This window comes from Actinoplanes sp. HUAS TT8, assembly GCF_051380535.1.
Classification (GTDB): domain Bacteria; phylum Actinomycetota; class Actinomycetes; order Mycobacteriales; family Micromonosporaceae; genus Actinoplanes.
Window position 1 is genome coordinate 704,542 of record NZ_CP195646.1, and the last position, 19,885, is coordinate 724,426.

16 protein-coding genes are annotated in these 19,885 nt (G+C 71.2%); 2 read left to right on the forward strand and 14 right to left on the reverse strand.

Annotated features, from left to right (window positions below):
• Positions 1 to 2 precede the first annotated feature (2 nt).
• The 10 genes from ACSHV8_RS03130 to ACSHV8_RS03175 are packed head-to-tail and all read right to left on the reverse strand — an operon-like array spanning position 3 to position 12,046.
• Positions 3 to 1,451, reverse strand: a complete 1,449-nt coding sequence (locus ACSHV8_RS03130; protein ID WP_436529153.1) for a diguanylate cyclase domain-containing protein — start codon at positions 1,449 to 1,451, stop codon at positions 3 to 5.
• Positions 1,452 to 1,491: 40 nt separating this feature from the next.
• On the reverse strand, positions 1,492 to 2,700 hold the full coding sequence (locus ACSHV8_RS03135) for an FAD-dependent monooxygenase (RefSeq protein ID WP_436529155.1): 1,209 nt from the start codon (positions 2,698 to 2,700) through the stop codon (positions 1,492 to 1,494).
• Between the two features lie 12 nt (positions 2,701 to 2,712).
• Positions 2,713 to 3,735, reverse strand: coding sequence for a GNAT family N-acetyltransferase (locus ACSHV8_RS03140; RefSeq protein ID WP_436529157.1), 1,023 nt, complete (start codon positions 3,733 to 3,735; stop codon positions 2,713 to 2,715).
• A gap of 10 nt (positions 3,736 to 3,745) precedes the next feature.
• Entirely contained in the window at positions 3,746 to 4,888 is a 1,143-nt protein-coding gene (locus ACSHV8_RS03145; RefSeq protein WP_436529159.1) for a hypothetical protein, read from the reverse strand.
• On the reverse strand, positions 4,885 to 6,096 hold the full coding sequence (locus tag ACSHV8_RS03150) for an O-antigen ligase family protein (protein ID WP_436529160.1): 1,212 nt from the start codon (positions 6,094 to 6,096) through the stop codon (positions 4,885 to 4,887). The genes ACSHV8_RS03145 and ACSHV8_RS03150 overlap by 4 nt, the downstream gene beginning before the upstream one ends.
• Positions 6,093 to 7,367, reverse strand: a complete 1,275-nt coding sequence (locus ACSHV8_RS03155) for a lipopolysaccharide biosynthesis protein (RefSeq protein WP_436529162.1) — start codon at positions 7,365 to 7,367, stop codon at positions 6,093 to 6,095. The genes ACSHV8_RS03150 and ACSHV8_RS03155 overlap by 4 nt, the downstream gene beginning before the upstream one ends.
• A complete protein-coding gene (locus ACSHV8_RS03160) occupies positions 7,360 to 8,856 on the reverse strand; it encodes a polysaccharide biosynthesis tyrosine autokinase (protein WP_436529163.1) in 1,497 nt (498 codons plus the stop codon). The genes ACSHV8_RS03155 and ACSHV8_RS03160 overlap by 8 nt, the downstream gene beginning before the upstream one ends.
• Positions 8,857 to 8,868: 12 nt before the next feature.
• The gene (locus tag ACSHV8_RS03165) at positions 8,869 to 10,077 is read right to left on the reverse strand and encodes a glycosyltransferase family 4 protein (protein WP_436529165.1); all 1,209 of its coding nucleotides are present in this window, start codon (positions 10,075 to 10,077) and stop codon (positions 8,869 to 8,871) included.
• A gap of 6 nt (positions 10,078 to 10,083) precedes the next feature.
• Positions 10,084 to 11,283 (reverse strand): aminotransferase class I/II-fold pyridoxal phosphate-dependent enzyme, encoded by a 1,200-nt coding sequence (locus ACSHV8_RS03170; protein WP_436529166.1) that lies wholly within the window; start codon positions 11,281 to 11,283, stop codon positions 10,084 to 10,086.
• Positions 11,276 to 12,046 (reverse strand): polysaccharide deacetylase family protein, encoded by a 771-nt coding sequence (locus ACSHV8_RS03175; RefSeq protein ID WP_436529168.1) that lies wholly within the window; start codon positions 12,044 to 12,046, stop codon positions 11,276 to 11,278. The genes ACSHV8_RS03170 and ACSHV8_RS03175 overlap by 8 nt, the downstream gene beginning before the upstream one ends.
• A 166-nt stretch (positions 12,047 to 12,212) precedes the next feature.
• Here ACSHV8_RS03175 and ACSHV8_RS03180 point away from each other — a divergent pair, with 166 nt between their 5' ends.
• Together ACSHV8_RS03180 and ACSHV8_RS03185 are read left to right on the forward strand one after the other, a co-directional pair.
• A complete protein-coding gene (locus tag ACSHV8_RS03180) occupies positions 12,213 to 13,241 on the forward strand; it encodes a lipid II:glycine glycyltransferase FemX (protein ID WP_436529169.1) in 1,029 nt (342 codons plus the stop codon).
• A gap of 177 nt (positions 13,242 to 13,418) precedes the next feature.
• Complete coding sequence (locus tag ACSHV8_RS03185; RefSeq protein ID WP_436529171.1) at positions 13,419 to 16,106, forward strand: S8 family serine peptidase; 2,688 nt, start codon at positions 13,419 to 13,421, stop codon at positions 16,104 to 16,106.
• On the opposite strand, the gene ACSHV8_RS03190 is transcribed toward ACSHV8_RS03185, so the two are convergent.
• From ACSHV8_RS03190 to ACSHV8_RS03205, 4 genes are all read right to left on the reverse strand, one after another.
• A complete protein-coding gene (locus ACSHV8_RS03190; RefSeq protein ID WP_436529172.1) occupies positions 16,099 to 16,530 on the reverse strand; it encodes a hypothetical protein in 432 nt (143 codons plus the stop codon). The two genes, ACSHV8_RS03185 and ACSHV8_RS03190, sit on opposite strands and share 8 nt — an antisense overlap.
• 149 nt (positions 16,531 to 16,679) lie before the next feature.
• Entirely contained in the window at positions 16,680 to 17,345 is a 666-nt protein-coding gene (locus ACSHV8_RS03195; protein WP_436529173.1) for an NADPH-dependent F420 reductase, read from the reverse strand.
• A 270-nt stretch (positions 17,346 to 17,615) separates the two neighbouring features.
• Positions 17,616 to 19,109, reverse strand: a complete 1,494-nt coding sequence (gene glpK, locus ACSHV8_RS03200; RefSeq protein WP_436529175.1) for a glycerol kinase GlpK — start codon at positions 19,107 to 19,109, stop codon at positions 17,616 to 17,618.
• Positions 19,110 to 19,120: 11 nt separating this feature from the next.
• Positions 19,121 to 19,876, reverse strand: a complete 756-nt coding sequence (locus ACSHV8_RS03205; RefSeq protein ID WP_436529177.1) for an IclR family transcriptional regulator — start codon at positions 19,874 to 19,876, stop codon at positions 19,121 to 19,123.
• Positions 19,877 to 19,885 lie beyond the last annotated feature (9 nt).

Genomic DNA, 19,885 nt, shown 5'->3' on the forward strand with positions numbered 1-19,885 from the left:
GATCACACGGCCAGGCCGGTGGTCACCACGTTATTGGAGCCGCTGCGTTTTGCCTCGTACATGGCGACGTCGGCGTCCCGGACCATCTGGCCGACACTGCGGGAGCCGGGCCGGGCCGAGGTCACGCCGATGCTGGCCCCGATCGCCGCGAACTCCTCGCCCACGTCGAACGCGGTCCCGAACGCGGCCAGCACCCGATCGGCCAGCGCACCCGGGTCGGCCGTGGTCAGCACCGCGAACTCGTCGCCGCCGAGGCGGGCCACCACGTCGTCCGGCCCGGCCGCCGCGGTCATCCGGCGGGCCACCTCGACCAGCACCCGGTCCCCGCTGTGGTGGCCGTACGTGTCGTTCACCGGCTTGAACCCGTCCAGGTCGATGAGCAGCAGCGACACCGTTCCCGGGCCGCCCGGCAGCAGCGCCTGCTCGGCGCACTCCTCGAAGCGGGGCCGGTTGGCCAGCCCGGTCAGCGCGTCGTGGTCGGCCCGGAAACGCAGGTCGTCCACGAGCGCGGAGAGCTGCCGGGTCAGCCGGCGGTTGTCGCTGAGGATGAGCATCTGCCGGAACACCACCAGGGCGGTCAGCGTCATGCTCAGGATCGCCAGCACCCGGTCCAGCTCCTGCCGGGTGGCCTGCATCGTGACGCCGGTGACGAAGGCCAGCACGAACGGGACGTACGGCAGATACGCCCGCGGTCGCCCGCCGTCACTGAGCCGGGTCACCCCACGGAGCTCCGACCGGTGCGGCGCGCCGACCGCGAAGATCGCGAAGGCCACCAGCCAGAGCAGGTCGGGCAGGGTGCCGAACCGGTAGGTCCCGGCGACCGACTCGAAGGCGTAGGCCGAGTCGGCGGCGAACATCACCACGATCCCGACCGCGGAGATCTCCAAGGGTGTCCGCAGCGCCGGACCGGCGTCGGCCAGCAGCAGCAGGACCAGGCTCAGGATGACCACGTCGGCCACCGCGTAGGCCACCGTGCCGACGTTCGGATCGCCCGAGCGGTAGGCCGGGCCCAGGATCAGCGCCCAGACCACGAAGAACAGCGACGTCCCGATCATCAGCGCGTCGAAGAGCGTGCGCACGCTGGCCGAGGGCCGGCCGACCAGAAGCACCGCGGCCAGCGGGGTGCTGACGATGGTCACCGCGAAGAAGGCGTTGGCGACCGACTCGACCGGCGCCAGTCCGGTCCGCCAGCCGTCGATCACCCAGATCGCCTCGCCGATGGCCCAGCCCAGGCTGGCGATGCTCCACAGGATCAGCCCGGCCTTCATCCGGCCGCGGGCCCGGACCGCGGCCCGGGCCCAGACGACGGTCACGAACAGCCCGATGCCGGTGAGGGCGAGCTGGCTGATCCGCCCGGCGATCAGCTCGGGCAGCGGCAGCACCCGGACCGCCAGCAGATACAGGACGACGAAAAGGGCTGCCAGGCCCGCTTGCCGCCGTCTCCGTACCATGCCGGCAACCATCGGGCCGGGCCGGCCGGACCTGAGACATTCAGGGAAGGACGGCGTTCAGAGGGCGCCGCCGGGCCCGGCTCCAGCGTCGCGCGCTCAGCGTCCAGCGCAGCATCGTGCGCGGCACCGCGCCCTGGGTCGACATGTGCAGCAGGTACCGCCAGGCCGGGTACTCACCACGCCGGTTGGACAGGGCGTACGAGAAGCGCTTGGCCGGCAGTTCCGCGTACTCCGGCATCCGCTCGAACCAGGCGCTGCTGGCCCGGGCCGCGCGTTGCAGCGGCGCGAGGGCCACCTTGCGGCGGTGCTCGTACTGCTCCAGCGCCGCGGCCAGGGCCTCGGCCGACGCGCTCCCGGCCGGTAACGACGAGAGCGCGTCGGCCAGCGCCATCGCGTCCTGCATGGCCAGCTTGGTGCCCGAGCCGATGGCGAAGTGGGTGGTGTGGGCGGCGTCGCCCATCAGCACCACGTTGCCGTGGTCCCAGCGTTCGGCGGTGACCCGCCGGAAGTTCAGCCAGCCCCGCCCGGCGTCGTCGAGCGGCTGCCCGTCCAGGTGTTCGGCGAAGATCTGCTGCAGGCGGGCGTTGCCGGTGGCCGAGTCGACCCGGTCCAGGCCGAGCCCGCTCCACGTCTCCGGCGTGCACTCGACGATGAACGTGCTGGCCCCGTCGGCGAACGGGTACGCGTGGAACCAGATCCAGCCGGCCTCGGTCTTCTCGAAGCCGAACGTGAACGTCCGGAACACGTGCGGCGTGCCCAGCCAGATGTACTTGTTGCGCCCGGTCTCGACCTCGGCCCCGAAGTGCCCGGCGTCCCGGTCGCGCAGGCGCGAGCCGGCGCCGTCGCAGGCGACGGTCAGGTCGGCCGGCGGCAGCTGATCGGGATCGGTCATCTCGTCGGAGTAGTGGACGGTCACGCCGAGCTCGCGGGCCCGCTCGCCGAGAATCTCCAGCAGCCGGTGCCGGCCCAGGCTGAAGCCGTATCCGCCGAGGAAGCTGACCGGTTTGCCGGCCGCCCGGACCTCGTACTCGTCCCACTTGTAGGCGGCGTCCCAGATCCGGGCGGCGCTCACCGGGTCGTATCGGAAAAGGTCGTCGAGCAGGTCGTCCCAGAAGACGACCCCCCAGCCGTAGGTGACGCCGGCCGGGTCACGTTCGAGCACCGTGATCTCCCGGGTGGGGTCGGCCAGTTTCGCCAGGACCCCGAAGTACAGACCGGCGGGTCCGCCGCCGACGCAGGTGATCCGCATGGCATGCACTCCTTATCGATACGACGGGAAGGTGCCGGTCAGATCCGCGGGATCGGCCTCCGGCTTACGATCAAGGACCAATGTTGTGTACGCCTTCTGGTCGGTCACCACCCGCCAGGTGTGGAACGCGTGCCGGTCGGGGGAGAAACCGGCCTTGTACGAGAAGAGCGAGTCGTTCGCCCCGCCCTTGCCCCCGCCCAGGTGGAACACCCGCGCGCCGCGCTCGGAGCACCAGCGGCGCACCGAGTCGTAGAGCAGTTCGTCGGCGTACCGGCCCCGGGCCCGCCGGGTCGACGAGACGTACCCGGTGGCGATCCCGTCGTACTCGAAGAACGTGTTGCCGCCGACCACCTCGTCGTCCTCCAGCGCGACGGCCAGGTGCATGTGGTCGCCGACCGCGTCGTGCAGCGCGGCCAGATGCTCGTACGTGAAGAAGTAGTAATCCGCGGCCCCGACGCGCCGCATGTTGTCGTGGTAGACCTCGACCCACTCGGCCAGCCGTCCCCAGTCGTCGAAGACGACCCGGGTGCCCGCCCGCTTGGCCCGGTTGATGTGGTTGCGGTGGTCGCTGCGGGTCTGCTGCCACATCTCGTCGGCGCTCACGGTCAGGTCCATGGAGACCGTCTCGCCGTGCCGGACCAGCGCGCCCACCTCGCCGAGGACCGGCGACGGCGGGCCGAGCAGCGGATGCAGGCGGACGAAGAGCGAGACGATCCCGGCCTCGCGCAGCGTCCGGGTGAGGGCGGCGCAGGCGGTGCGCCAGAACGGGAGATCACCGGGGACGGCATCGCTGACCGGACCGGGATAGCCGTACGGCGACAGCGCGTCCCGCAGCTCCGAGCCCGGTATCTCCCGGACGATCAGCGGGATCAGCACCCGCCGCCCGTTCTGCTCGAAGTGGAACGCGGCCGGCGTGCCGCCGTACAGCCGGGCATCGAGGACGACGTAGTCGGGCACGTGGTACATGTCGTGGGCGACGTGTCCCAGCGCCTCCTTCCATTCCCGGGCCGCCGGTTCCAGCAGCGATGCCGTCATCGGTGTCTCCTCACGCGCGCAGGATCTTTGCGTTGAGCGCCATGTTCGCGGCGAACTGATCGTTGACCACCTGGTAGGACTCCAGGCGGTGCTGGATGTTCGGGTCGTAGCGGCCGAGCTTGACGAAACCGTCGGCGATCCAGCCGTTGTCGGTGCCGGTGCCGTCGACGAACTCGTGGTACGTCGTCCCGCCGGGCCAGATCACCTTGGTGAGCAGCCGGCCGAACGCCGTCATGTCGGCCGAGTTCCAGGTCGTGCCCTGGTCGCGCGCCTCCACGACGTACGCCATCACGCCGTTGCCGTGCCCCACGTCCTGCCCGGGCCGGCGGGTCGAGCCCCACACGTCGCTCCAGAAGTACGCGGTCGGCTCGACCGGGTTGCGGGTCATCTGGTTGCGGATCTCGGCGCCGATCGTGGTCAGCACCTGCCGGTACCGGGCCCGCCGGGTGGCGTCGGCGGTGAGCTGGCCGAGGTTGAGCGAGATCAGCGCCCAGTGCGCGGCCATGTGCGTACGCTCGCGGTAGATGCTCTCGGCGGCGCCCCGCGTGTACCACTTCTCGAAGATGTCCACCTCGGCGAAGGCGAGCAGCTTGTCGTAGCGGGCGCGGTAGGCCGGGCTGGCCCACACCTTGGTGTCCTGTCGCATCGCGATCAGCAGCTGGGTGCCGTACCGCCAGAAGTAGCTCTCGTAGAGCGGCACCTCGTCGCCGCCCTGCCCGGACTTGCTGGACCCCCAGCCCCGGTACCGGTCGTGGAACGTGCTGCGCCCCAGCGACGTGGACGGCGACGACGCGTCGACCACGTTCTCCACGTAGGCCAGCGCCCGGTCCAGGTAGCGGGTGGTGCCGGTGGCCCGGAACATCGCGATGTTGCCGTCCAGCGTGTACGCCAGGTCGTAGTGGTCCTGGCTGTCCTTCGACCGGCTCAGCGGCTGAGCCGTGGTGGCCTGGTAGTCCCAGCTCTGCTCGAACACCCCGGCCCAGTAGCTGACCGGCTTGAGCTTGACGTTCACCGACGGCAGCGCCGCCGGCGACGGGTCCTGCGGCATGGGCCGGGCGACGCACGGCCGGGCCGCGCTCTCGGCCACCGTGGCCGCCACCACCGAGGTGATGCCGAGCAGCAGCACGGAACGCCGCTTGTAGTGGGCTGTCATTGTCCTACTGCCTCTTTCTCGCGGGCGGGCGCGGTGGCCGGAACCGTCCGGGCCCGCACAACCGCGGCCGCGGCGGCCATCGCGGCGAAGATCCAGAAGAGCCGGGCGTCGTAGTAGTCCCCGGAGAACAGGCTGCTCAGCGCCACGAAAACGGCCGCCGCCACGGCGAGCCCGGTCAACTGCGGGCGGGCGCCGCCACCGCGTACGGTCCTGGCCCACAGTATGACCGCGCAGGCCAGCAGCCCGAGGCCGATCAGGCCACCCTCGGCGGCCACGGCCAGCACGTAGTTGTGCGGATACTCGACCATCTGGTTCACACCGATCAGGCCGTAGAAGCCGTCCAGTCCGGCCCCGGCCACCGGATGATCGACCGCCATCCGGATCGCCGCCGCCCAGATGTCGGTCCGGTCGGACAGGTACTGCTCCTGCACGGTCTGCTGGACGAACCGCTCCTCGAACAGGCTGGTGAACGCCGGCGGCGCCGAGAACCAGATGACGATCCCGGCGGTGACCAGGAACGCCCCGGCGGCCAGGACCGGGCCGGCCTTGAGCCGGGAGCGGATCTTCCAGAGCGCGGCCAGGCCGACCGCGCCGCCCGCCATCAGGCCGGCCCGCGAGCCGGAGAGCACCGCGGCCAGCAGGAACAGCGGCGTGACGAGCAGCGGCAGCCACCGGCGCGAGCGCAGGAACATGGCGATCGCGCTGATCACGCCGAGGATCTCGATGCGGACGAAGACGTTCGGGCCGCCGCCGAACGCCGAGTAGCGGCCCTGCTCGCCCGGGCCGTTGATGAAGATCGCGGCGAGCGCGAAGACGATCGCGGCCACGAAGAACAGCTGGAACGTGTAGTGGATCGCGCGGTCCGGGTCGCCCAGTGTCCAGAAGTAGAAGGCCAGGGTCAGCACCATGAGCAGGACCAGGTCGACGGTCTGCGGCCCGATCCGGGAGGCGGCCGGGGCCCACAACGCCGAGGCGATCTGGAACAGGAAGAAGATCAGGGTGGCGATCAGCCAGCCCTCGCGCGGCGTCTTGTCGGCTCTTCCGCGGATCGTAAGATCGATGACCAGTACGACGATGGCCGCCGCCAGACCCACCACGCGCAGGTCGACCCAGGCCAGGTCCGGGAAGCCGGCCCGATCCAGGGTGAACCGCCCGCCGATCGCGATCAGCACGAGCAGCAACCCCGGAGCCAGGAAGATCCGTTTCATGTCCGCTCTTTCACGAAGTACGTCGTGATCAGCGCGAACACCAGGCAGGCACCGTAACCGGCGAGCGAGCCGTACGCCGCCCCGAGGATCCCGAGGCGGGGGATGAGCAGCAGGTACACCGCGAAACTGACCACGAACCCGGTGATCTCGGCGACCGAGACCAGGCTGCTGCGCCCCTTGGCGATGAGCAGCCCGAGGCTGACCCGGGACACCGCGTACAGCCCGGCCGCGACCACCAGCGGCAGCACGACCACCCGGGCCGGCGCGTACTGGTGACCGAAGACCGGGACGATCAGCAGGTACAGCCCGCCGGCCACGAACGGGACCACGACCAGCGAGTACACCGCGGCGGCGAGCACGATCGGGCGGGCCTGCAGGCCGCCGTCGTTGTGCGAGGCCCGCCAGCGGCCCAGCCGCGCGTCCGCGTAGGCGCGGATCGGCCAGGCCAGCAGCTCGGTCATGGTCGCGACGCTGGTGTACAGGCCGAGCGCGGCGGTCGAGGCCAGCGCGGGGATGACCAGCCGGTCCACCCGCAGCATGGCCATGTTCGAGATCGCCGCCGGGAACAGCGACAGCCCCTCCCGGCGGACCTGGCGGTTCAGGTCGCGCCGGACCGGCACCGCGTCCGGGTCGACCGGCAGCCGCAGCCAGACGATCAGGTACGCGACCGTGGGGATCGCGCCTGCGAAGACGTACGCGAGGAACCAGGTCTCGGGGTGGGAGGTGTGCGTGATGTAGAGGCCGATCAGCATGGCCAGCAGCAGCACCGACTCCAGGACCCGGCAGATCATGAAGTCCCGCACCCGGCCCACGGCGATCGCCACCGCGCGGCTGGCCAGCGCCGACGCCTCCACGACGGTGTAGACCACCAGCAGCGCGACGATCATCGGGCCCGGGTTGCGGTGGTGCGGCGAGGCCGCCGTGAAGATGACCGCCCCGGACAGGCCGACCCCGATCGGGATCAGGAGCAGTTTCCCGTACGCCCGCACGGCCGGCCCCGGGGCGACGTTGTGATAACTGGCCACGAAGCTGCGCTCGGTGCCGAGCAGCAGCACCTGGGTCGCCAGGTAGACCACCTGCAGCAGCAGCGCGACCTCACCGCGGTGGGTGGGGGTCATCGACCGGACCATCAGGATGTTCGCGGCCATGGCCACCGCCCCGGTCAGCACCTGGGAGGCCAGGAGCTGCACGTACGACTCACGGAGCTGCCCGCGGACGAACGCGATCGGGTCGGCGCGGCGCAGGGCGGCGACCCCGGCTGCCTCACTCACGCTGCTCGGGCTCCTCTGGTTCCTCGGCCTTCTCCTCGCCGGTGGACAGCGCGGCCTTGACCACCCGGGCCCGGCCGCGGATCACGCCGTTGGGTGTCCGCGGCGCGGGCGGGGTGCTGACCGGCTCCGGCTCGTCCGGCTCGTCCAGGGGGATCAGCAGTTCGGAGGGCGGGACCTGGGCGGCGGCGGCCCAGGCCTGTCCGGTGGGCAGCTTGCGGGGCAGGGCGTTGAGGACGGCACCGGCCACCTTGGTGCCGATCTTCTCCAGCAGTTCGATCGAGCGTTCGACGTCGGCCGTGCGGGTCCGGTTGGCCCGGACGACGAGCAGCGCGCTGTCGGCGACCTTGCCCAGGACGGCCGCGTCGGCCGGCCCGTTCAGCGGGGGCGCGTCGACCAGCACGACGTCGAAGCGCTCGGTCAGCGTCCGTACCGTCGCGGGAAGCCGGGGCGAGGCGAGCAGGCCGCCCGGATCGGGGACGTGCTCGCCGGCCGGCAGCACGGTGAGCCGTCCGTTGAGCGACTCGCGCAGCACGTCCGGGACCCGGGCGGCGCCGGAGAGCACCTCGGCCAGCCCCGGCACCGGGTCGAGCGAGAGGTAGCGGCCGACGCCGGGCGTGCGCAGGTTGGCGTCGACCAGTACCACCCGCGCGCCGGTCTCGGCCAGCGCGATGGCCAGCCCGCAGGTGACCGCCGTGGTGCCCTCCTTGCGCCCGGACCCGGCCAGCATCAGCGCCCGGCCGCGCGGGCTGCCCCGGCGGCCGTCGGTGATGCCCGGCAGCAGGCTGCGCAGCCGCCGGAACGCCTCGGCCAGGGCCTGGTCCGGGTGGTCGCCGCGGCCGTCCCGGCCGTCCAGCGAGATCACCCCGACCGTGCCCAGGCCGAGCCGGCGCAGATCCTCCTCCTCGGCCACGGTCTTGCCGGCCGCCTCCCGGATCGCCACGGCAATGGCGCCGAGGAGCAGGCCGAGCACGCCGGCGAAGCCGATGTTGCGGGCCAGGTTGCCCGGCTGCCGGACGGTCTCGGCGTCCTGCAGGATCGAGATGTTCGGGGCCGGCCCGCCGTCCGCCGGGTTGGCCGGCGCGATCTGCTTGGCCAGGGTGACCAGCACCGACGCGGCGGTGGTGACGATCTCCCGGCTCTTGGCGGCCGACGGGTCGGTGGCCGAGATCTCCAGCAGGTCGGTGCCCTCGCTGACCTGCGCGGCCAGGCTCTTGCGGACCTGGTCGGCGGTGACCTGGTCGTTGCCGAGCTTGGTGACCACGCCCTGGGCCACGCGGGGGCCGGTGAGCAAGGCGATGTAGGAGTTGAGGCGGCGGGCCTCGGCGTCCGGGTCGCCGGTGCCGGCCGACACGAACAGGATCATCGAGGACTGGTAGGCGGGCTTCGCGGTCACGGTCAGGGCACCGGCGATCGCCGAGGCCAGCAGGACCGGGATCAGGAGCCAGAGCCATCGGCGGCGACAGGCCCGGACGTACGCACGTAGTTCCATGGTTTCCCCGTTTCAGGCCGCGGACCTGGTCAGCACTGCTTCGAAGCGCTCGAAGAGCAGGTCTCGGGAGAACTCCTCGACGGCCAGCCGGTACGCCGCGGCCCGCGCCTTGACCAGCCAGTCCTCGTCGCGGACGTGCGTGGCCAGCACGTCGCCGGCGGCGTCCGCGTCGTGCGGGTCGAGCACCAGCCCGGCCCCGGTCTCGGTCAGCAGGTCGGCCTGCCAGCCGCCGTAGTTGATGGCGATCGGCCGCTCGGCCGCGAGCGCGTCGAAGAACTTGTTGGCCGAGTTGTCCCAGAGCCCGCGGATCGGCCGGACCGTGCTGGTCGACATGGTCGCGGCGCCGAGGATCACCGGCAGCTCGGATTTCGGGACCTTCTCCCACATCCGTACGGTCCGGTCCAGCAGCCCGAGGTCGGCGGCCAGCCGTTCCGTGCTCTCCCACTCCCGGCCGTGCCCGACGATGAGCAGCTGGATCCCGGGGTCGGTGTCGCGTATCCGGTCCATCGCCCGGACCAGGTACTCGACGCCGTTCACGGCCCCGAGCGCGCCGGTGTAGACGATCAACGGCCGGTCGCCGAGCCAGCGGTGCTCGTTGCGGAACCGCTTCACCCGGGCCGGGTCGACGTGGAACAGGTCGAGGTCGGCGGCGTTCGGGACGACCGTGACCGGCGTGCCCGGCCGTCGCCGGGTGACCCCGGCGGCCATCCCGGGGGAGAGCGCGACCACCTCTTTGGCGTTGCGGTAGGCGAAGTTCGCGAGCCCGCCGGCCAGTCCGCGGGCGATCGGATTGCGCAGCGCGCCCATCTCGATCGGGACCTCCGGCCACAGGTCGCGGACCTCGAAGACGAACGGCACCCGGCGCAGCCGAGCGGCGAGTACACCGGGTACCGCGACGGTGAGCGGCGTGCTGGTCGCGAAGACCAGGTCCGCTTTCAACCGGGCCGCCCGCACGGTGGCGAGCAGCATGAACTCGGCGAAAGCGCGCAGCCGCCGGGCGAACGACATGTGGTTGTTGTAGGGGATCTTGAACCAGTGGACGGTCACCCCGTCCTCGTGGGTGACCTTCCAGCCCAGCTCACGCTCACCGGGGGTGATGTCGGTGGTGATCACGTCGACCGTGTGCCCGTGGGCCACCAGCCGCCGCGCCTGCTCGTAGGAGCGGATCCCGCCGGCCATCTGTGGATTGCAGTAGTACTGGTGGATGTAGACGACCCGCATCAGCCGTCACCCCTTCTTCTCGGCGGCTCTGCGGACGGACGCCACGATCCGGTTCCGGTCGTGCGGGGTGAGGGCGGACCCGCTGGGCAGGCACAGCCCCCGTTCGAACAGGCCGGCGCTGACCGAGCCGCCGCGCATCACGCAGTCCTGGTAGGCCGGCTGCAGATGCATCGGCTTCCAGGTCGGCCGGGCCTCCACGTTGATGCCGGCCAGCGCGGCGATCACCCGGTCGCGATCGGTCCCGAACTTCTCCGGATCGATCAGAAGACAGGTCAACCACCGATTGGGTACGCCGTAAGCCGCCCCCGGTTGGAAAGTCACGCCGGGCAGGTCACCGAGCGCCGCCCGGTAGTGCTCGAAGGTGGCCCGCCGCGCCTCGATCATCTGCGGCAGCCGCTGCAACTGCCCCCGCCCGACCGCGGCCAGCAGGTTGCTGAGCCGGTAGTTGTAGCCGACCGTCCGGTGCTCGTAGTGGGCCACCGCCTCGCGGGCCTGGGTGGCCAGGTGCCGCGTCTGCTTGGCGACCGACCCGTCGTCGGTGACCAGCATCCCGCCGCCCCCGGTGGTGGCGATCTTGTTGCCGTTGAAGGAGAGCACCCCGGCCAGCCCGAACGACCCGGCCGCCCGCCCGCGGTAGGTCGCGCCGAGCGCCTCGGCGGCATCCTCGATCAGCGGGACGCCGTACCGGTCGCAGGCGTCCTGGATCGGGTCGTAGTCGGCACACTGCCCGTACATGTCCACGGTGATCACCGCCCGGGGCAGCTGCCCCCGCACGGCCCGGCCGCGCAGCTCGTCGGCCAGGATCTGCGGGTCGATGTTCCAGCTCTCCGGCGTGCTGTCCAGGAAGACCGGGCGGGCCCCCAGGTACATCACCGCGTTGGCGGTGGCCGCGAACGTGAACGACGGGACCAGCACGGTGTCGCCGCGCCGGACCCCGGCCGCGATCAGGGCCAGGTGCAGTGCCGCGGTGCCGCTGCTCAGCGCCACCGCGTGCCGGACGCCGGTCAGCTCGGCGCACTTCTCCTCGAACGCGTCCAGGTCGGGGCCGACCGGCGCGACCCAGTTGGAGTCGAACGCCTCCAGCAGCAGCTTGCGCTCGACGTCGGTGACGTCCGGCGGGGACAGGTAGATCCGCGGTTCGGTCCGGGCCGGTTTGCTCGTGGCGGGCTTGCTCGTGGCGGGCTTGCTCGTGGCCGGCTCAGTCATGGACCCGGGTCCGCACTGCCATGATCGGCCAGGCCGGGTGCAGCCCCTGCCGGGTGATCCACATCGGGGAGTCGCCGGCGTGCATGGCCGGGCGCAGGGTGGTCGCGAAACTGCGGTACCCGGCCTCCCGGGCGGCCATGATGTCCCGCTCGGTGAAGTCGACGTTCGGATATCCGTACGGCGCGGCGAAGTCCCGGACCTCGGTGCCGAGCTCGTCCTCGATCTCCCGCTTGGAGTCCACGATCTCGCGCCGCGCGTCACCGCCGTCCTGGTCGGCCAGCCGCGTGTGGCTGACCGTGTGCGACCCGAAGGCGAAGCCGGCGTCCCGGATCTCCCGGCAGTCGTTCCAGGTCAGGTTGCCGGGGCGGCCGACCATCCCGGTGGTCAGGAAGAACGTGGCCGGCACGGCCAGTTCCCCCAGCACCGGGACGACCACGTCACGCCAGCTCAGGTGGGCGTCGTCGAAGGACAGGCAGAACACCGGCCCGGTCAGCGGCCGTTTCCCGGCGAGCACCTCGAGGGCGTCGTCCCAGCTGACCATCGGGCCGACCCGCAGCAGGGTGCGCAGGTGGTGGCGCAGGTCGGCGGCGTACTCGGGAAGCACGTCGTGGTAGAAGGGGAAGTAGAGGCCGGGCGCGCTGGGCAGGCGGCGGAACAGGCCGGCCGGCGCCAGCACGCGGCCTTGAGCCCGGGGCCGAGCCCGCAATCGGCTGCGCAGGCCCAGTTCGTTCAGACGTCGCTTGATGGCCGTCGGCGTCTCCATGTCATTACCTTGGCAAATGGCTCGACGCGGGCGGCAGTAGCAATTGTCACGCTGAACACGAAGATGATTCACGTCAATTGTCTAATGGTCCTTACGGGCCTTGCGGAATGGCCGTTCGGCGGGGCATCATCCGCCTTCGACGCCTAATTCGATCGGGGCGACACCGATGCTTCGACTGCAGCGGGTGGAACCGGCTCCCGCCCTCCACGCCGACCGCGCCACCTATCCCGACCGCCTCATCTTCCACACTCCCGAATGGCTCGCGTTCGTGGCCGAGTGCCAGCGCGCCGAGCCGGTGCTCGCCACCGTCAGCGACGGGCACGTCACCGTCGGCCACTTCACCGGACTGCTCACCCGGCGCTGGGGACTCCGCATCCTGGGCAGCCCGATGGCCGGCTGGACCACCTCCTACCTGGGCTTCAACCTGCAGCCCGGGGTGTCCCGGCGGGATGCGGTGCGGGCGCTGACCCGGTTCGCGTTCGACGATCTCGGGTGCGCCCACCTCGAGGTCCGCGACCGTGGCGCGACCGAGGCCGACCTGTCCGGCCTGGGCCTGCGGTGGGACGCCGCGCCCACCGCCGTGATCGACCTGACCCCGGACGAGGACGCTCTGTTCGGCGCGATGGCCAGTGCCTGCCGCCGTAATATCCGGAAGGCCGCGAAGTCCGGTGTGGTCATCGAAGAGGCGGATGCCGATCCGTCATTCGCCGACGAATTCTACGATCAATTGCGTGACGTTTTCGCGAAACAGAATCTGGTTCCCACCTATTCCGCCGAGCGGGTGAAGTCGTTGATCCGACACCTCGCCCCGGCCGGCCGGATCAGCCTTCTGCGGGCCCGGGACGCCGACGGCCGCTGCATCGCCACCGCGGTGCTGCCCTGGTACCACCGGACCATGTACTTCTGGGGCGGCGCCAGCTACCGCGAGCACCAGCACCTGCGGCCCAACGAGGCGCTGATCTGGCACGCGCTGCGGCAGGCCCGGGCGCGCGGCGTGACCGAGTTCGACTTCGTCGGCGGCAACGCCTACAAGACGAAGTACGGCACCACCGAGGTCGCCGTCCCGTGGGCCCGGCAGTCGCGTTCGCCGCTGGTCGCCAAGCTCCGCGACACCGCCAAGCAGGCGTACGCGCTCAAGCAGCGGACCGCGGCCCGGCTGGCTCGACTCAGTGATCCGGCATCCATGACAAGGTGATGAAAGACATTGAAACAATAGTATTTTCTGACGCCGTTGATTCGCGCCATCTGCGGGATGAACCGCTCAATAGGCAGCCTCCATCTGGGGTTTTACCGCGCCGTCGGATCCCTGAAACAGACTGCAAACGGTGCAAGAACTTGCAAAGATAGGAGGTTGTGAATAGCGTCCGCGTTCGTGCTGACGACAAGACGCTGGATGTCCGGGGCGATCATTCTGGCCGCCCTGGCCCCGGTCGCGCCCGCCCCGGCCGCGACTGCCGGCCCGGAGACCTTCTGGGTATTGATGCGCGACACGACCGACTTCGGCCCGGCCGGGATCGCCAAGACCAAGGCCGCCCGATCACAAGCCGTCGTCCGGGCTGCGCAGACCGGCGCGACCGCCCATCAGGCCGGCCTGCGTAACCTGCTGACCAGGCGCAAAGCCGCCTTCGAGACGTTCTGGATCGCCGACACCGTCAAGGTCACCGGCGACGCCCGGCTGCGCGACGAGATCGCCGCCCGCCCGGACGTGAAGGCCGTCGTCCCGGACACCCCGATCACCCTGCCCGAGCCCACCGCCGGAGCGACACAGGCCGAGGTCCAGGCCACCGAGTGGAACGTCGACCGGATCGGCGCGCCCCGGGTCTGGGCCGAGAAGGGCGACACCGGCCGGGGCATCGTGATCGCCAACGTGGACACCGGCGTCCAGTTCGACCATCCGGCCCTGGCCGCCGCCTACCGTGGACGGCAGGCCGACGGGACCTACCGGCACGACCACAACTGGTACGACCCGTCGCACGTCTGCCCCGGCGACGCGCCCTGCGACAACGCCGGGCACGGCACCCACACCATGGGCACGATGGCCGGGGCCGGCGGGATCGGGGTCGCCCCGGGCGCGACCTGGATCGCCGCCAAGGGCTGCGAGTCCATGACCTGCTCGGCGTCCGCGCTGCTGGCCGCCGGTCAGTGGATCGTCGCCCCGACCGACCTGAACGGCGCCGATCCGCGACCCGACCTGGCGCCGGACATCGTCAACAACTCGTGGGGCGGCGCGTCCGGCTTCGACCCGTGGTACTCCGACGTGGTCCGGGCCTGGACCGCGGCCGGCATCTTCACCGCGTTCTCCAACGGCAACTCCGGGCCGGGCTGCGCCACCGCCGCCACGCCCGGCTCCTATGCCGGCGTGTACTCGTCCGGCGCGTTCGACGTGAACGGCGCGATCGCCCCGTTCTCCGGCCGCGGCACCGGGGAGGCCGGCGGGATCAAACCCGACATCGCCGCGCCCGGGGTCGACGTGCGGTCCAGCGTGCCCGGCGACGGGTACGCGTCGTACAGCGGCACGTCGATGGCCTCGCCGCACACCGCGGCGACGGTCGCGCTGATCTGGTCGGCCGCGCCCGCGCTGCGCCGGGACGTGGCCGCGACCCGGGAGATCCTGGACGTGACGGCGGCCGACGCCGGGGATCTCTCGTGCGGCGGGACGGCCGCCGACAACAACGTGTTCGGGGAGGGGCGGCTCGACGCGTACGCGGCGGTCCAGCTGGCGACCAGCGCGACCGGGACGCTGCGGGGAACGGTGACCGGGACGGGCGGGGCGATCGGCGGGGCGGCCGTCACGGTGACCGGACCGGCCTCCCGCAGTGTGGTCACCGCGGCCGACGGCACCTTCCGGCTGGGGCATCTCCCGGTCGGGTCCTACGAGCTGCGCGTGACCGCTTTCGGCTATGACCCCCATCAGGCCGGCGTGACCGTCACGACCGGCTCGGCCGACGCCGACGTCGCGCTGACGGCCAGTGCGTCGAGTGTCGTGAGCGGTGTCGTCAGCCTGGGCGGTGACCCGGTTCCGGGCGCGGTCGTGGCGCTCGCGGGCACGACGGTCTCGGTCACCACCGACGCCGCCGGCGCCTATCGACTCGCCGCGCCGCACGGCAGCTACCAGCTCACCGTCGCGCCGCCGGGCGGCTGCGCGGCCGCCGCGAGCCGATCCGTCACGGTCGGCCGGGACGACGTCACGGCCGACGTCGCGCTGACCCCGGTCAAGGACGCTTTCGGGTACGGATGCGGGCCCGCCGAAGAGCCCTACCGGGCCGGTGTCACACGACTCGGCCTCAGCGGCGACGACGGGGCCGCCGAGGTGACGTTGCCGTTCACGATGCCGTTCTACGGGACCGGAAAGGATCACGCCTGGGTCGGGACCAACGGGGTGATCGGGTTCGCGCAGGAGACGTACGCCTACGGCAACACCGACCTGCCCGACGCCGCCGTCCCGAACGACGCGCTCTACCCGTTCTGGGACGACCTCTACGTGGACGACGCGGCCGGTGTGTACACCGCCTCGGACGCCGACAGTTTCGTGGTCGAGTGGCGGAACGTGCGCTTCTTCGCCGACGAGACGCAGCGGCTGTCGATAAGCGTGATCCTGCGCCGGGACGGGCGGATCACGTACCGCTACCAGGATCTCGCCGGGGAACGCACGGGCGGGAACAGCGCGACGATCGGCATCGAGAACGGGTCGGGGACGGTGGGGCTGGCCTACTCGTACGCGCGCAATTCTTTGGCCGAAGGCCTCGGGGTCACCTTCGAGCCTCCCGAGCGGATCGCGGCGACCTTCAACGTCCACCGGGAAACCGTCTGGGGGCAGAACGTGTTCGTGGCCGGCAACCTGGCCGAGCTCGGCGGATGGGATCCGGCCCGGGCCGTGCCGCTCTCCGCGGACGGGTATCCGACCTGGTCCGGGGGCGTGAGCCTGCCGCCCGACACCGCGGTCGAGTTCAAGTATCTGATCAAGAATCCGGACGGCTCGGTCACCTGGGAGTCCCGCGCCAACCGCACCACGACCACACCGCACACGGGCCAGTACGTGACCCACGACGACTTCACCTGACCGTGCGCGGGGGTTTCTGCTGACGCACCGCCGGAGTCTTCTCCTGGACGCGCTGCTCGGGATCGTCCGGACCGGCGGTGATCGGTGGCGGCGGCGTGAGCGGATCGGTCGGATAGATCGGCTTCCCGACCGTCGGCGGCCGGTACGGCGGCAGCGCCGGGGTGGTCGGTGTCGCCCGCGGCCGCTCGGTCGCCGGCCGGCTGGTCGCGATCACCGGCCGGCCGGTCGCGGACGTGTGCGGGGCCGGCGGCCGGGACGTCACCGACGATGAGGCCGACGGCGTGAAACCCACGTCCTCGGTCGCCACCGGACCGGTCGCCGCCGGCGGGACGCTCGCACCGCCGCTGCGCTCGGTGTCGGCGCAGGCCGCGACCATCCCGGCGATCGGCAGAACGGCGATCATGGCGGCGAGGCGCTTTCGCATTACCGGTCCTCGGTGGGGTGCGGGCGGCGATCCGCGGGCCAGTCTGGCACGTCCGGCCCGATTCCGGGATGCCGCTTTCGGGTTGTTCTCTACCCCGCCGCCCGTGGCCCGCCGCGTTTCCGCGACGGGTCACGAGCCGGTTCGACGGGTCAGCGCTTGGCCTCGGCGACCGCCCGGCGGACGACGTCGGCGCCGGCCGGCACACCCGCGCCACCGTACGGCCCGTAGGGCGTCACGTAGACCGGCGAGTCCCGCTGCGTCCGCCAGTTCTCGGCGAGCGGCCCGACGTCCACCGCGTCGTACCCGATCCGGTCCAGGAACTCGGTGACCACCAGTTTGGCCGCCGAGTCGTCCCCGGCGATCGGCAGCGCCGTCCGGTCGGCCGACCCGGACGCCCGGTGCAGCGTCGCCAGGTGCTGGAACCAGATGTTGTTGAAGCCCTTGACCACCTTGCTGTCCGGCAGGTGCCGCTGCAGCAGCTCCCCGGTGGTCGACTCGTCGTTGTCCAGGGCGGCGATGTGCCCGTCCCGCTCCGGGTAGTAGTTGTTCGTGTCGATCACGACCTTGCCCGCGAGCGGCCCGACCGGCACGTCCGCGTACGCCCGCAGCGGCACGGTCACCACCACGACGTCCCCCGCGGACGCCGCCTCCGCCGCGGTCGCCGCGCGAGCCTTCGGCCCCAGCTCGGCGACGAGTTCCCGCAGCGTCTCGGGCCCGCGCGAGTTGCTCAGCACCACGTCGTACCCGGCCGCCACCGCGAGCCGCGCCACGGTCCCGCCGATGTTCCCACTACCGATAAGTCCGATGGTCGTCATATCAGCGCGAACCCCCATCCCTCACCCCCGATTCCACCTCCGCGCAAGTCGTGACCGGCAGCACACCTCACCCCCACCCCCAGCCGAGGCCCTTCGGCTGGTGCTGAGGGATGTCCCGGGGGTGGGAAAGCAGCACTGAGCGCCAGCTGGGGCCTTTCGGCTGGTGCTGAGGGATGTCTCCGGCCGGTGGGTCGGGTTGAAGATCAAGAGCGAGAGGCCAGGCTTACGGTACGGCGGACGTCGCGCCACGCCGACCAGGCCGCGGCCAGGCTATCCGGGCCGGATCCAGTCGAAGGTGCGCTCGACCGCCCGCTGCCAGTTGACGTACTCGGTGTCGCGCAGGCCGGGGTCCATCGCCGGCATCCACTGGCCGGCGATGTGCCAGTTGCGCCGCAACCCGTCCAGGTCGGGCCAGTATCCGACGGCCAGCCCGGCGGCGTAGGCCGCCCCCAGTGACACCGTCTCGACGGCCAGCGGCCGGACCACCGGCACGTCGAGCACGTCGGCGATCATCTGCATGAGCAGGTTGTCGGCGGTCATCCCGCCGTCCACCTTGAGGGTTTTCAGGGCGAGCCCGGAGTTGGCGTTCATCACGTCCACGACCTCCCGGGTCTGCCAGGCGGTCGCCTCCAGCACGGCCCGGGCCAGGTGACCTTTGGTGATGTACGAGGTCAGCCCCACGATCACCCCGCGCGCCTCGGAACGCCAGTGCGGGGCGTACAGCCCGGAGAACGCCGGCACGATGTAGCAGCCGCCGTTGTCGGCGACCGTACGGGCCAGGGTCTCGATCTCGGGCGCGCTGGAGATCAGCTCCAGCTGGTCGCGGAACCATTGGACGAGCGAGCCGGTGATCGCGATCGACCCTTCCAGGGCGTAGCTGGCCGGGGAACCGGCGACCTGGTACGCGACCGTGCTGAGCAGCCCGTGCCCGGGCCGGACGAGCTCGGTCCCGGTGTTGAGCAGCAGGAAGCTGCCGGTGCCGTACGTGCACTTGGCCTCCCCGGGCGTGAAACAGGTCTGCCCGAACAGCGCGGCCTGCTGGTCGCCGAGCGCGGCCCCGATCCGTACCCCCGGAAATGCTTCGCAAGCGGTGCCGAAGGCGCCGATCGAAGCCCGCACCTCGGGCAACATCGCGCGGGGTATCCCGAAGAAGTCGAGCGCCTCGGCCGACCAGTCGAGCGCGTGGATGTCCAGGAGCATGGTGCGACTGGCGTTGGTCACGTCGGTGACGTGCGCGCCGCGGGTCATGTTCCAGATCAGCCAGGTCTCCATGGTTCCGCACAGCACCTCGCCCCGTTCCGCGCGTTCCTGCAGCCCGGGGGTGTGGTCGAGCATCCAGCGCAGGCGCGGCCCGGAGAAATAGGTCGCGAGCGGCAGGCCGGAGATGTCGGAAAGGTGCCCGGCGTCAAAAGACGAGGACAGCGCGTGGACCAGCGCATCGGTCCGGGTGTCCTGCCAGATGATGGCCCGCCCCACCGGGATCCCGGTCCGGCGGTCCCAGATCACCGTCGTCTCCCGCTGGTTGGCGATGCCGACCGCGGCCACCTGGTCGATGGTGATCCCGGCCCGGCGCAGGGCCAGGGGCGCGAGGCGTTCCACGTTGCGCCAGATCTCCATGGCGTCGTGCTCGACCCAGCCCGGTTTCGGGAAGTGCTGCTTGTGCTCCTGCTGGGCCAGCGAGACCAGCTGCCCACGCCGGTCGAAGACGATGCACCGGGTCGAGGTGGTGCCCTGGTCGATCGCGACCACGAAGCGTTCCGCCATGATGATCCCCTCTATTGCCGGGCGGCTCCCATTTCCCGCGAGATCGCCCGGGCCGCGTCCCGCACGCTGGTGACCAGGTGCGGGCGTGGTACGTAGTGGCTGTCGCAGATCCGGTCGACTTGTCCGGAGACGCCGATGGCGCCGATCACGAGACCGCCGTAACCCCGTATCGGCGCGGCGACCGCGGCCTGGCCGAGCATGAGCTCCTCGACGTCGGCGGCCCAGCCGCTCTCCCGGACCTGTTCCAGCGCCGCTGCCAGCTCGCGCGGCGTGGCCAGGGTTTTCCGCGTGTAGATGGTCAGGTCCGTATCGAGCGTGCCGGCTCGGTAGGCCAGCAGCACCTTCCCTAATGCGGTCGCGTGCAACGGCAGGAGGGCGCCCACGTCCAGCGTCTGGAACGTGTCGTCCGGCCGGAACACGTGGTGCACGACGAGCACCTGTCCTTCCAGGACGGTGCCGATCCGGACCGCCTCGCCGCTGCGTGCGGCCAGGGGATCGGCCCAGTTGATCGAGCGCGACCGCAGCTCGTTGATGTCCAGATAGCTCGTTCCCAGGTGGAGCAGGGCGGCGCCCAGCTGGTACTGCCCGGAGCCGCGGTCCTGTTCCACGAAGCCGACTCCCTGCAACGTACGCAGAATGCCGTGGGTTGTTCCTTTGGCCAGGTCGAGAGACCGGGCGATCTCGCTGAGCCCGAGCCGGCCCGGCCCGCCGGCGAGCATCCGCAGGATCGCGGCCGCTCGCTCGATGGACTGCACTGTTCCCGGCATGTTTCGAAC

Coding starts and splice junctions, on each gene's coding strand:
- ACSHV8_RS03205 (WP_436529177.1), bottom strand. CDS start 19,876: ATGCCGGGAACAGTGCAGTCCATCGAGCGAGCGGCCGCGATCCTGCGG.
- ACSHV8_RS03195 (WP_436529173.1), bottom strand. CDS start 17,345: ATGACGACCATCGGACTTATCGGTAGTGGGAACATCGGCGGGACCGTG.
- ACSHV8_RS03130 (WP_436529153.1), bottom strand. CDS start 1,451: ATGGTACGGAGACGGCGGCAAGCGGGCCTGGCAGCCCTTTTCGTCGTC.
- ACSHV8_RS03135 (WP_436529155.1), bottom strand. CDS start 2,700: ATGCGGATCACCTGCGTCGGCGGCGGACCCGCCGGTCTGTACTTCGGG.
- glpK (WP_436529175.1), bottom strand. CDS start 19,109: ATGGCGGAACGCTTCGTGGTCGCGATCGACCAGGGCACCACCTCGACC.
- ACSHV8_RS03150 (WP_436529160.1), bottom strand. CDS start 6,096: ATGAAACGGATCTTCCTGGCTCCGGGGTTGCTGCTCGTGCTGATCGCG.
- ACSHV8_RS03165 (WP_436529165.1), bottom strand. CDS start 10,077: ATGCGGGTCGTCTACATCCACCAGTACTACTGCAATCCACAGATGGCC.
- ACSHV8_RS03175 (WP_436529168.1), bottom strand. CDS start 12,046: ATGGAGACGCCGACGGCCATCAAGCGACGTCTGAACGAACTGGGCCTG.
- ACSHV8_RS03140 (WP_436529157.1), bottom strand. CDS start 3,735: ATGACGGCATCGCTGCTGGAACCGGCGGCCCGGGAATGGAAGGAGGCG.
- ACSHV8_RS03170 (WP_436529166.1), bottom strand. CDS start 11,283: ATGACTGAGCCGGCCACGAGCAAGCCCGCCACGAGCAAGCCCGCCACG.
- ACSHV8_RS03160 (WP_436529163.1), bottom strand. CDS start 8,856: ATGGAACTACGTGCGTACGTCCGGGCCTGTCGCCGCCGATGGCTCTGG.
- ACSHV8_RS03145 (WP_436529159.1), bottom strand. CDS start 4,888: ATGACAGCCCACTACAAGCGGCGTTCCGTGCTGCTGCTCGGCATCACC.
- ACSHV8_RS03180 (WP_436529169.1), top strand. CDS start 12,213: ATGCTTCGACTGCAGCGGGTGGAACCGGCTCCCGCCCTCCACGCCGAC.
- ACSHV8_RS03190 (WP_436529172.1), bottom strand. CDS start 16,530: ATGCGAAAGCGCCTCGCCGCCATGATCGCCGTTCTGCCGATCGCCGGG.